Genomic DNA, 11,602 nt, shown 5'->3' with positions numbered 1-11,602 from the left:
GCTTTGCGAGAGCCAAGCGGCCCCTCGACCTGGGCCAACGAACCTTCACGTGCTCGACCTGCGGCCTCACCGCAGACCGAGACGCGAACGCTGCCAGGGTGATCCTGGCTGTGGCAGAACGGGGCCACACCAGTGTTGACGACGTAAGACACCTGCCACCACCCTCCGGGTCGGTTGCGGTTGCGGTCTGAGCTGGAAATCCCCCGGACTCATCCGTGGGGAACCGTTAACGGTTCGTCCTCATCTCCAGGCGCGTGACGCCCAGTCCGGCCACCACCGTACGGGCGCGGGGACCCACCAGCCGCGCGGACCAGGGCGCCGATGCGCCGTCGGCCTCGACCGTGACCGTCTCACCGGTCCGGGTCACGGTGAACGTGGCCGCGACGGCGCCGCCGAGCGCCGGCACGATCGTCACCGAACGGTGGCCGTCCGCGATCTGGTACAGGTCCAGGCGCACGCCGTCGGCGTAGTCGTAGTCGGGCCGGTCATCGCGGGCGCCGATCGGCAGCACGGTGCCGGGGCGCACGAGCAGCGGCAGGGAGTCCAGCTCGTGCCGCTCGGCGACCCAGCGCGGCCCGGTCACCTCGGCACCGGTGAGCAGGTGGGTCCAGGTCCCCTCCGGGACGTAGTACTCGACGTCCCCGGCCGCCGAGAACACCGGCGCGACGAGCAACGAGTCCCCCAGCATGTACTGGGTGTCGATGCTCGCCACGCCCCGGTCGGCCGGGAACTCGAGCAGCATCGGGCGCATCATCGGCCAGCCCGCGCCGTGCGCCTCGCCGGCGACGCGCGCCAGGTAGGGCATCAGGGACAGCTTGAGCTTGGTGAACTTCCGGGTCACGTCCACCGCTTCGTCGTCGAAAGCCCACGGCACCCGCACCGAGCCGGAGCCGTGCATCCGGCTGTGCGAGGACAGCAGGCCGAACGCGAGCCAGCGCTTGAACACGGCCGGGTCGGGGGTGCCCTCGAAGCCGCCGATGTCGTGGCTCCAGTACCCGAAGCCGGACAGCGCGAGGGAGAGCCCGCCGCGCAGCGACTCGGCCATCGCGTCGAAGGTGGAGTAGCAGTCGCCACCCCAGTGCACCGGCATCTGCTGGCCGCCGGCGGTCGCGGAGCGCGCGAACAGCACGGCCTCGCCCTCACCGCGCGCCGCGACGAGCAGGTCGAAGACGGACCTGTTGTAGATCTGCGCGTAGTAGTTGCGCATGCCCTCGGGGTTGGAGCCGTCGTGCCAGACGACGCCCTCGGTGGGGATGCGCTCACCGAAGTCGGTCTTGAACGCGTCGACGCCCATCCCGAGCAGCCGCTCGAGGTGCCCGGTGAACCAGGCCTTGGCGGCCGGGTTGGTGAAGTCGACCAGGCCCATCCCGGCGACCCACAGGTCCGACTGCCACACCGAGCCGTCGGTGCGCTTGAGCAGGTAACCGCGGGCGGCACCCTCGGCGAACAGCGGCGAGCGCTGCGCGATGTACGGGTTGATCCACACGCAGATCTTCAGGCCGCGGGCCTTGAGCCGGCCGAGCATCGCCTCGGGGTCGGGGAAGGTGCGCGGGTCCCACTCGAAGTCGCACCAGTTGAACTCACGCATCCAGAAGCAGTCGAAGTGGAACACCGACAGCGGCAGGTCGCGCTCGGCCATCTGGTCGATGAACCCCGAGACGGTCTGCTCGTCGTAGTCGGTGGTGAACGACGTCGAGAGCCACAGGCCGAAGGACCACTCCGGGACGCGCGCCGGGCGACCGGTCAGCGCGGTGTACTTGCGCAGGATCTCCTTGGGTGTGGGGCCGTAGATCACGAAGTACTCGAGCGACTGGCCCTTGACGGAGAACTGGCTGCGCGAGACGAGCTCGGAGCCGACCTCGAAGGACACCAGCTCGGGGTGGTTGACGAACACGCCGTACCCGCGGTTGGTCAGGTAGAACGGCACGTTCTTGTACGCCTGCTCGCTCGACGTGCCGCCGTCGGCGTTCCAGATGTCGACGCTCTGCCCGTTCTTGACCAGCGGCCCGAACCGCTCGCCGAGGCCGTACACGTACTCCCCCACCCCGAGGCTGAGCTGCTCGTGGACGTAGTGCGAGCCGTCGTCGGTCGCGACCAGGCCGATGCCCTTGTGGGCGCTCGAGGTGAGCACCGCGCCGTCGGCCTCGAAGTCCACCCGCCAGGTGTCCCCGCGGTGCACGCGCACCGACAGGGCGCCCGAGGTGAGCACGCCTGCGTCGTCGTCGATGACGACCTTGACCGGGACGCGGTCGGCGCCTGTCAGGACGTAGTGCGGTCCCGGGTCGTTCGCGCCCTGGTGGTGCTCGATCCGGACGCGGATCACGTCGTCGGCCGGAGAGCTGTACGTGAGGGTCGCGATCGGTCGGTTGAGCACGTCCCCGCGCTTGGCGATCTTCGCGGTCGGCGCGTAGACGGTCATGGCGTCGTCGCCCGGCCAGATGTCGTACGCCTGCGCCGGGTGCAGGGGGTGCATCCCCGCGCGAACCATCCAGTAGCCGTCGGTGAACTTCATGCGCGGGGCCTCGTCACTGTCGTTGCAGGGAGCTACTTCACCGCGCCGGCAGTGATGCCGCGGGTGAGAGTGCGCTGGAAGATGAAGAAGAAGATGACCGCCGGCAGCAGGCTGATCAGCGAACCGGCATTGATCGTCGGCGCGTCCATCAGCCGGTCGCCCTGCAGCGAGGCCAGGGCCACCGGGATGGTCTGGGTCGCGTTGTCGATGAGCATGACCAGCGGGATGAAGAACTCGTTCCAGGTCCAGATGAAGAAGAAGATGACCAGGACCGACAGGGTCGGGCGGCTGATCGGGTACACCACGCGCCACAGGACCTGCCACTTGTTCGCGCCGTCAAGCGCCGCAGCCTCGAGCACCGAGAGCGGGAAGGTCGCGAAGACCGAGCTCAGCAGGTAGGTGCCGAACGCGCTCTGGATCACGATGAAGATGATGATGACCGACCACTGGTTGTTGTACAGGCCGACCTGCTTGGCCAGGTAGTACAGCGGGTAGATCAGCGACTCCTGCGGCAGCATGTTCGCGAGCAGGAACACCCCCACGATCCACAGCCGGCCCTTCACCCGGCCGATGCCCAGCGCGTACGCGTTGAACAGCGAGACTCCGGTGGCGCCGATCGCGACCGCGGAGCTGATCCAGATCGAGTTGACCAGCTTCCCGGGGAAGTGCACCCGCTGCCAGAAGTTGACCAGGCCGTCGAAGTACAGGTGCGAGGGCAGGCTGATCGGGCCGTTGGCCGCGTACTCGGCCGGGGACTTGAACGCGTTGAGCACCATGATCGCGAACGGGACCATCATCGTGATCGCCACGAGCACGGCGGCCGCGAGGATCAGCCAGCGCATCGAGCCGCGCTGGTGGCGGTTGCGCTTGCGGACCGCGGGCGCCGACGACGGCGGTCGCCGGCTCGAGGCGCCGGGCGCGCCGGGCGTGCCGGGCGCGCCGGGCGTGCCGGGCGCCGGTGGCAGGACGGCGGGTGCGGTGGCCATGGTTACAGCCGCTCCTTGCGCTCGCTCGCGGCCTGCGCGCGGATGAACCCGAGCGCGACGACGATCACGATGATCGTGAGCACGGTCGCGATCGCAGCGCCGTAGCCCACCTGGGACTTGGGAAAGAAGTTCTGGTAGGAGAAGTACGACGGCACGTTGGTCGTGTTCTCCGGACCGCCCTTGGTCAGCACGTAGATCGGGCCGAAGACCTTCAGCGCCGCGATCGTGCAGGTCAGCGTCACGACGAACGTCTCGGGCTTGATCTGCGCGAGCGTGATCGCCCGGAACCGGGCGAACCAGCCGGCGCCGTCGAGCTCGGCGGCCTCGTAGAGCTCGGGGTCCACACGCTGCAGCGCGGCCATGAAGATGACCACCGGGTAGCCGACCTGAACCCAGATCATCACCATCATCACCGTGGGCAGCGCGGTCGTGGTGTCGCCGAGCCAGTTCAGCGCGAGCGAGTCGAGCCCGATCTGTCGCAGGAACACGTTCAGCGCGCCGGTCTGGGGGTTGAGGATCCAGCCCCACAGGATGCCGGCGACCGCGACGGGCAGGATCTGCGGCAGGTAGTACGTCGCGCGCAGCGCGCTGGCGACCTGGCCGTTGAACCGCTTGCCGAGGTAGTCGAACAGCACGGCCGCGAGCAGCAGGCCGAGCAGGGTGGGCACGACCACCATCGCGATGATCATCGCGACCGAGTTGCGGAACGAGAGCCAGAAGGTCTCGTCCGCGAACAGGCGGGTGTAGTTGTCCAGGCCGGTGAACTGGGGGGTGCCCAGGCCGGGCCACTTGGTGAAGCTCAGGTAGACGTTCATCGCGAACGGCAGTGCGATCACCGCGAGGAACAGGATTCCGCCCGGGATCAGGTAAAGCCAGTACACGCCTCGCCCGGCGCCGAACCGGCTGCCGCCCCCGGAGCCGCGCGGGCGGCGCGCGACGGGGCGCTGGGCCGTGGTTGTTGCCATGGTGCTCGTGCCTCTCGTTCAGCGGGGTTGCCCCGCGGGGCGCCGGTCCCTCATGCCAGGAGCCCTTGGTCTCCGGTGGGACCGGCGCCGCGCGGCGGACGGGGTTGCTGGGCGACCTACATGTTGGCGACGCCGTCGTCGTAGGCCTTGCCGATCGTGTCCAGGACCTTCGCGGGCGGGGTCGAGGAGTTGATCAGCGACTGGAAGCCCGAGACCAGGACGTCGTAGTAGCCGGGCACCGGCCAGTCGGGGTAGAACGCCAGGCCGTCGTTGTCGAGGAGCTTGTTGAACTGGGTGATGAGCTCGGAGGACTTCGGGTCCGTGATGTCCTTCGCGTTCGCCGCGACGGGCAGGCCACCGTTGTTGCCGATGATCGCCTGGATCTCGGGCCGCATCGTGATGTCGATGAAGTCATAGGCGAGGTCCTTGGCCTTGGAGTTCTTCGGGACCACCCAGAGGTTGCCCGACGAGCCGGCGTTGAGCTTGTTGCCGGGGAAGTTGAAGATGCCCCAGTCGGTCTTGGCCATGTCGGTCACGAAGCGGCCGTACCACCAGCTGCCCGAGACCAACATCGGCGACTTTCCGCTGATGAAGTTCACCCCGGCGTCCTCGGCCTTCAGGCTCGCGGAGTCCTTCGCGATGTAGCCGGCCTTGACCCACTGGGCGAAGGTGTCGGCGCCGTACTTGAGCGGGTCGGCCTGGAAGTCGACCTTGCCCTTGTACATCTGGTAGTTGTTCACGAAGCCGCGGTCGGCCTTGCTCAGCGCGAGCTCGTAGTAGAGCTGGCCTGCCGGGTACTCGGCGCCGCTCATCGCGAGCGGGGTGACGCCCTTGGCCACGAACTTGTCCATGTCGGCGGTCATGTCATCGAGGGTGGTCGGCACCTCGAGGCCGGCGGCCTTGAACATGTCCTTGTTGTAGTAGACCGTGACGAACTCGCCGTAGTTCGGGATGCCGTACCACTTGCCCGAGCCCATGACGCCCTTGTCGTAGCGCGCGGTGGTCTGCAGGCTCGGTGCGAGCTTGGAGTCCCAGCCGCGGTCCTTGGCGACCTTGGACAGGTCGGTCAGCAGGCCCTGGGAGGAGAGCAGGCCCGCGGTCGCGTTGCCCTTGTTGTACTCCAGGAGGTCCGGTCCCTGGTCGGAGCTGAGGACCATGCCGGCGGTCTGCTGGATCTGCTCGAAGGCCTTCCGCTCGAACTTGACCTTGACGCCCTTGTGCTCCTTCTCGAACACCCTGATGGACTCGTCCCAGGCCTTGCCCATCGCACTGTCGGCGCCCTCGTAGTGCCAGAGCTTGAGCGTCTTGGCGCCGGACGCCCCTTCGTCGGACGAGCCGTTCGACGAGCCGCCGGTGCCCCCGCAGGCGGCCAGGGCGAGCGGGATGATCGCGAGCACGGCTATCAGGCCGGCGCGCTTGGGGGTGCGCAACATGTCTCTCTCCTCGTTGGGTGCTTGTGTTTCGGTGCTTGCTACGGGACGGGTCCGGCGCTCCGGCCCGGGACGAGCGGGCAGGTCAGGAGCACCGGGTCGCGGGCGATGGCGCCGCTCGCGCCCAGGAGGGCGAGCAGGGCGGTCACCGGCGAGCCCGGCCGAGATCGGCGCCCGGGGAGGCCATGGTGGTCAGCGCCGGGTTGCTCATCGCGGCGACCCCGGGCGAGCTGACGATCGACAGGATCGAGAAGTCCCGCGGGATCTGCCGGCCGCGAACCTGGAGCTCGACCATCGCGCCGAAGGTCGCGATCTCGTTCATGGTGATGACCGCGGTGAGACCCGGCTCGCGGGCAAGGAGCTCGGACATTGCGGCCCGCCCGGCGCCCGGGTTCTCCTGCGACCAGACCGCATGCGGAGCGAGCCCGCGTCGGCGCATCGCGGCCGCGTAGCCCTCGTCGGCGCGCAGGGTCGGGCCGTACCCGTCGGCGCGGCTCGCCGCCGAGTGGTTCAGAAAGGCGATCCGCTGGTGACCGAGGGCGGCGAGGTGCCCGACGGCGTCGTCGGTCGTGCGGGCGAAGTCGACGTCGACGTACGAGAGCCCGGCCACCTGCGAGGTACGGCCGATCATCGTGAAGGGCAGTCCGGTCGCGCGAAGCGCATCGACACGCAGGTCCTCGAGTCGGACCTCCATGAGCAGGACGCCGTCGGCCTGGCCCTGCCGGGCGAGGTCGCGGATCCGTTGCGACTGGTTCGGTCCGAGCGGCCACAACACCAGGTGGTAGCCGTGCCGCCCGGCCGTCTCGGCCGCGCTGGCGACGAACTCGCTCACCGTGCCGCCGATGCCCTGCGCCATGGCCGGCAGGGTCAGGGCGAGGACGTGGGTCCGGCGGCTCGCGAGGCTGCGAGCAGCGGCGTTGCGTTGGTAGCCCAGCTCGGCCATCGCCTCACCGATGCGGGCCTTGGTGCTCGACGAGACCGGGCGGGTGTCGCTCAACGCGTACGACACGGTGCTCACGGAGACTCCGGCGAGGGCCGCGACGTCCTGCATCGTTGCCATCTCAGCCTCCGTTGGCCGTCGTTGTGGAGCAGTTCCGTGATCGAAGCGCTTCGTCGAAGCGCTTCGATGGTTGATCATGCAGCAGGGATGCGTCGCCGTCAAGCCCCCGGGCGTGGAATTGAGCGAGAAGTAGCTGCGCGGTACGACGCGCACCGATCTCGGTCGCGAGGCTTGTCCCGAGCCCCGCAGACAAGGGACACTCGGCGGCCATGAGCTCAGTCAGCGGGAAAAGACCACGGCCGAAGCAGAAGCCCGACCCCTCAGGCGATCCGCTACGAGCAGCCCTCGACGCCCTCTATCTCCCCCTGGCACACGAACTTCGGTCGTCGCTGCGCTCGGACGACCCGCTGCACGCCGAGGCCGCCGTCTCCGCCTTCCTCGGGCAGCTCTGGGCAGCCGACGGAATAGACGGCGAGTTTCCGACGATGATCATCGATGCCTTCATCGGCGACCTCGCCACCCGCGCGGCCCCGGAGTCCACCGCGGCGCTTGTTGTGCTCGCGCAGCTGGCACCCGCCGAATCCTCCCGCGACCTCGCCACCCGACTCCTGACCGAGCAGTCACCCCAGGCGCCTCGACCCGGCTGGGCCGACGCGATCGGCGCGCGCTCCCCGGGACCCGTGATGGTCTTCGCCGACGAGTACGGAGACCAGGCGCAGCTCGCCCTGGAGTTCACCGGGCCGCGCAGATCCCACGTGCTGATGGCGCTCATCGACTACTCCCACCTGGGCGCATGGTGCCCGGACCTCTTCCTCGTCCAGGACGCCGAGGTGCTGCACCCGGTGATGGCGGAGCGGGCCCGCGCCAGGAAGGGCCTGTCGCGGCTCGTTCCGCTCCATCCCGCGGCCGCCGCCGTCCTGATCCGGCGGGCGATTGCGGCCACGGACCTGACGCACGAGCCCGACGTGGCCGACTCCTACATCGAGACCCTTGCCCTCGCGCTCGCTCGACTCCGGCTGGTCGAAGCAAGCACCGACACCCGGGCCGAGGACGCCGTCGCCGTCGGCGAGGCGCTGCGGGCGGCCGGGCTGCACGCAACGTCGCCGCTGGAGGATCCGGCAGTCATCGAGCCCGCGGAGCGCGAGGCGCTCGTACGGCGGTTCCTCGGATCGGTGCCCGCGGCGGCGCTCGCCGACGTGGCCCCCGACGTGGTGCAGGTCCTGGTAAGGCTCCTGGTCGACTACGGCTGCGACCTCGACGACGGTCGTCCGCTGCGCGTCAGCGCCGTGAAGCTCGGCAACTTCCTCCTGCGTTGGATGCCGCGCCAGGTGACCCTCGACAGGGACGTGCGGACCGCCCTCCCGCCCGTGATCGAGGCGTGGGTCGAGTTCGCGATCGGGCTCTCGGGGCTGGCACCCGAGGCCGTCGCCGAGCTGCGCGCGGCCCTGCCTGACCTCATCGCGGAATTCGCGACCCTGCGCGACAGTGCGGAAGGCGTCGGGCCGGCTCGACGCCGTAGCCAACGGGGGCAGTGAGGTCCCGGGCCGGGAAGAGGCACGGGTCCCCGCTAGAGGTCCCGGAACCGCTCCTGTGCGGACTGCCGGGTCGTGCCGAGGGTGTCTCCGACCTGCTGCCAGGTCACGCCTTGCCTGCGCGCCTCGTGCACGGCCTGGCGCAGGTGGAGGTCGGCGTCGTTGAGGGCGTCGCGTGCGGCCCGGATCGCGTGCACGTGGCTGTCGTGGATCGAGCCGGTGTCTTGGGCTGATTCGGGAGTCGTCATCTGTCAACCGTAACCTGACAACTCACCATCCACACATGACCATCGGGATCGCAGAACGCACCCGTGTAGCCCCACGGCAGCTGTTCGGGTGCGGTGACGATCTCGGCGCCCGCGTGGCGGGCTCGCTCGAGCAGATCGTCCACGTCACCGGTGCTCGCCACGGGCAGATTGAGGACGCATTCGCTCTGCCCGCGCCCCGCCACCTCGCGCGTCGCCGATCACCCAGCCGAAGCCGCCGCTGGGGATCAGCATGAGCAGGACGGCATCGTTGAGGACGAGCTGCAGCGGCTCGCAGAACGCCGTGGTCCGCGAGATCACCGGTCGCGGTGAGGCCGAGGGCCTCGCGGTAGAACGTGAACGACGTCCGGCGGTCTGCGATCGGCAGGCTGACGATGACACGTGAGAACGGCACTGGCGGGTCTCCTCTGGGTAGGACGGGAGGCTGGAGTCGAGCTAGCCACGCGGCGGCTTCGGCAGCACGACCACCGCCTGAACCGGGAAGTGGTCGCTCGGTAGCTGACCGTGACTGGCGTAGGCGTTGATGGAGCTCGCGCGAGTGCGTACGTCGGGCGAGCTCAGGATCCAGTCGATCCTGGTCCCGGCCGCAGACGTCGGAGCCTTCGGGAGATATCCGTGGAACGTGTCGAGGCGCGGACCGGTCGTCAGCGCCGCCGCCCAGGTGTCCACGAAGGGACCAGCGGTGACGAGCCGGTCGTACACCGCTCCCCCCGGCCCCCCGGCCTCGTTGAAGTCGCCGGTGAGGAGAACCGGCAGCTTCGGCTCCTGCCGGATCATCCGGTCGAGCACGAGGTCGGCGGACTTGGTCCTGGCCTCGGCGCTGAAGGCCTCGAAGTGCGTGTTCAGCTCGTAGAACTGCGCACCCGAAGCGCGGTCCAGGAACCTGACCCAGGTCACCATCCGGGTGCAGCAGCCGCCCCACGACCTCGAACCCGGGTCGTCCGGGGTGTCCGAGAGCCAGTAGTGACCGAACTCGAGCGGCGTCAGACGCTCGGTGTTGTAGAACACCTGCATCGCCTCGCCCTGCCCGTCGCCGTCGCGTCCCGTGCCGATGCCGGCGTAGTGCGTCGGCAGGTCGGCCTCGATGTCGAGCAGCTGCTGGAGCAGGCCCTCCTGCGTGCCGATGAGGTCGGGCCTCTCCTGGTGCAGCAGCAGCTTGACGACAGGTCGGCGCTCGGACCAGGAGTTGGGCGGGGCGTCACCGGCGAACCGCAGGTTGAAGGTCATGACGTGCAGATCCGGGGACTCGTCGCGGGCAGGGCTCAGATCGGTGCCGTCGGCCATAGCGGGGGATGCTAAACCCCGGGTCATGCCGACCGCCAACAGCAGCACGAGCGGGGCGGGGCGCGGCGGGGCGCGGCGGAGCGGGGCGGAGCGGGGCGGAGCGGGGCGGGGCGGGTCTCGCCGAGGCAGGTCGACGTCGGCCGCTGTCGATCTGGAGCCCCGGCGTTCGTATAGGCAGTGCGAGCCGGCATCGCCCCGGCCGCACCGAGGCAGGGAGCGGCGAAGATGCGCTGAATTGTTGTGACAATGAGCGTGACGCTCGACGGAGTGATGCAGGCGCCGGGACGGTCCGACGAGGACGTCCGCGGCGGCTTCACCCACGGCGGCTGGGCGGTGCCCTTCAACGACGCCGTGATGGCGCAGAAGATGGGCGTGGGCATGGCTCAGACGGGCGCGATGTTGTTCGGGCGGCGGACCTACGAGGACTTCATCGGCGCGTGGGCGCACCGTACGGACGGCAACCCGTTCACCGAGATGATGAACAACGTCCAGAAGTACGTCGCCTCCAGCACCCTCGCCGAGCCGCTGCCGTGGATGAACTCGACGTTGCTCGCGGGCGACGCCGCCGACGCGGTCGCGGGACTCAAGAAGGAGGAGGGTCGGGACATCGCCGTGATCGGCAGCGGTGACCTGGTGCGGTCGCTCGCGGCGCGCGCACTGGTGGACCAGTACACGCTGCTGATCCATCCGCTTGTGCTGGGCTCGGGTCGGCGGCTGTTCCCCGACGGCGCACCGCCGGCGAGCCTGCACCTCATCGACAGCGTGGCCACGGGCACCGGCGTGATCATCGCGACCTATACGGCGGGCTGACGCGCGGTTTCGCGGTAGTCCCGGGATTCGGCGGCCGAGGCGAGCGGGCAAGGTGCCTGAGTCTGTTACTTGATGATGCGTCGCCGGATGCCGGATGCCGGATGATCGGCCGATATCTCATCTATCAGCGGTAGCTGCGCGCGCTGCAACAGGCGTCGAAATTATGCACAGGAATTTGCGTCCACCTATAGACATTCTCGATCCGTCCGGTATCATAGAACACATGTATGATGGCGATTTCGACAAGGATGGCGACGAACCTGTCGCTGCCTTTGTTGAGCCGTCGGCGGAATTGTTGGCTTTGTGGGCGGTCGACGACGCGCGGTATGAGGATCCGAAGCTCTTGGCCGCCGAGGTCGCGGAGTTCTTGGAGCGGGAGGCGTTCTTCGAGGCGCTGGCGCGCTGTGAGGACGAGCCCCCGCGGCCGTGCGAGCGGATGGACCTGGCGCCGGGGTCCGCGGCCCTGGCGACCTGGGCCGACTCGGTGGACTCCGAGACGCTGCCGGACTACGAGCTCGTCGAGCAGATCGCCGCGCTGGAACGGACCGCGTCCTGGGCCAAGGCCCGCCAGCTCGCCGCGGTCGAGGTGCTCTCCCGGCGCGATGCGATGAACCCGGCCTGGCCCGTCGCGGTCTCCCAGTCCGGCATCGTCGGCGAGGAGATCGCCGCCCGGCTCGGTACCTCCCGGCAGGCCGGCCGGGAGCTGGTCGAGGCCAGCAAGCTGCTCGCCGGCGAGCTGATGGCGACCGGGGACGCGTTGGAGGTCGGGGACCTGGACTGGGGCAAGGCCAAGATCGTGGTCGCCGCCCTCAAGGAC

The 11,602-nt window shown here is 69.2% G+C and carries 12 protein-coding genes; 4 read left to right on the top strand and 8 right to left on the bottom strand.

The features are described 5' to 3' along the window. Positions 1–29: 29 nt before the first annotated feature. On the top strand, positions 30–191 hold the full coding sequence (locus tag VIM26_RS27035) for a zinc ribbon domain-containing protein (RefSeq protein ID WP_414696471.1): 162 nt from the start codon (positions 30–32) through the stop codon (positions 189–191). A gap of 35 nt (positions 192–226) precedes the next feature. On the opposite strand, the gene yicI is transcribed toward VIM26_RS27035, so the two are convergent. From yicI to VIM26_RS10000, 5 genes are all read right to left on the bottom strand, one after another. Next, a complete protein-coding gene (yicI, locus tag VIM26_RS10020) occupies positions 227–2,512 on the bottom strand; it encodes an alpha-xylosidase (protein ID WP_331950689.1) in 2,286 nt (761 codons plus the stop codon). Between the two features lie 32 nt (positions 2,513–2,544). Beyond that, a complete protein-coding gene (locus VIM26_RS10015) occupies positions 2,545–3,498 on the bottom strand; it encodes a carbohydrate ABC transporter permease (RefSeq protein ID WP_331950687.1) in 954 nt (317 codons plus the stop codon). Positions 3,499–3,500: 2 nt separating this feature from the next. Beyond that, positions 3,501–4,463 (bottom strand): sugar ABC transporter permease, encoded by a 963-nt coding sequence (locus VIM26_RS10010; RefSeq protein ID WP_331950685.1) that lies wholly within the window; start codon positions 4,461–4,463, stop codon positions 3,501–3,503. Between the two features lie 116 nt (positions 4,464–4,579). Further along, positions 4,580–5,896: an ABC transporter substrate-binding protein gene (locus VIM26_RS10005; protein ID WP_331950683.1), complete on the bottom strand. Its 1,317-nt coding sequence runs from the start codon at positions 5,894–5,896 to the stop codon at positions 4,580–4,582. Positions 5,897–6,038: 142 nt separating this feature from the next. After that, entirely contained in the window at positions 6,039–6,953 is a 915-nt protein-coding gene (locus VIM26_RS10000) for a LacI family DNA-binding transcriptional regulator (RefSeq protein ID WP_331950681.1), read from the bottom strand. 209 nt (positions 6,954–7,162) lie between these two features. On the opposite strand from VIM26_RS10000, the gene VIM26_RS09995 reads away from it, so the two are divergent. Then, positions 7,163–8,428, top strand: coding sequence for a hypothetical protein (locus tag VIM26_RS09995; RefSeq protein WP_331950679.1), 1,266 nt, complete (start codon positions 7,163–7,165; stop codon positions 8,426–8,428). A 32-nt stretch (positions 8,429–8,460) separates the two neighbouring features. Here VIM26_RS09995 and VIM26_RS09990 read toward each other — a convergent pair whose 3' ends face one another. The 3 genes from VIM26_RS09990 to VIM26_RS09980 form a co-directional block, all read right to left on the bottom strand. Continuing rightward, positions 8,461–8,673 (bottom strand): hypothetical protein, encoded by a 213-nt coding sequence (locus VIM26_RS09990; protein WP_331950678.1) that lies wholly within the window; start codon positions 8,671–8,673, stop codon positions 8,461–8,463. After that, a complete protein-coding gene (locus VIM26_RS09985) occupies positions 8,670–8,816 on the bottom strand; it encodes a VOC family protein (protein ID WP_331950676.1) in 147 nt (48 codons plus the stop codon). The genes VIM26_RS09990 and VIM26_RS09985 overlap by 4 nt, the downstream gene beginning before the upstream one ends. 310 nt (positions 8,817–9,126) lie before the next feature. Further along, positions 9,127–9,975: an endonuclease/exonuclease/phosphatase family protein gene (locus VIM26_RS09980; RefSeq protein WP_331950674.1), complete on the bottom strand. Its 849-nt coding sequence runs from the start codon at positions 9,973–9,975 to the stop codon at positions 9,127–9,129. A gap of 246 nt (positions 9,976–10,221) precedes the next feature. On the opposite strand from VIM26_RS09980, the gene VIM26_RS09975 reads away from it, so the two are divergent. Together VIM26_RS09975 and VIM26_RS09970 are read left to right on the top strand one after the other, a co-directional pair. Next, positions 10,222–10,785, top strand: a complete 564-nt coding sequence (locus VIM26_RS09975) for a dihydrofolate reductase family protein (RefSeq protein WP_331950672.1) — start codon at positions 10,222–10,224, stop codon at positions 10,783–10,785. 223 nt (positions 10,786–11,008) lie between these two features. Then, the coding region (locus VIM26_RS09970; RefSeq protein ID WP_414696470.1) for a hypothetical protein at positions 11,009–11,602 on the top strand (594 nt) is incomplete at its 3' end.

It is taken from the genome of Pengzhenrongella sp. (assembly GCF_036565025.1).
Taxonomy (GTDB): domain Bacteria; phylum Actinomycetota; class Actinomycetes; order Actinomycetales; family Cellulomonadaceae; genus Pengzhenrongella.
This window is presented reverse-complemented; position numbering and strand designations above follow the sequence as displayed.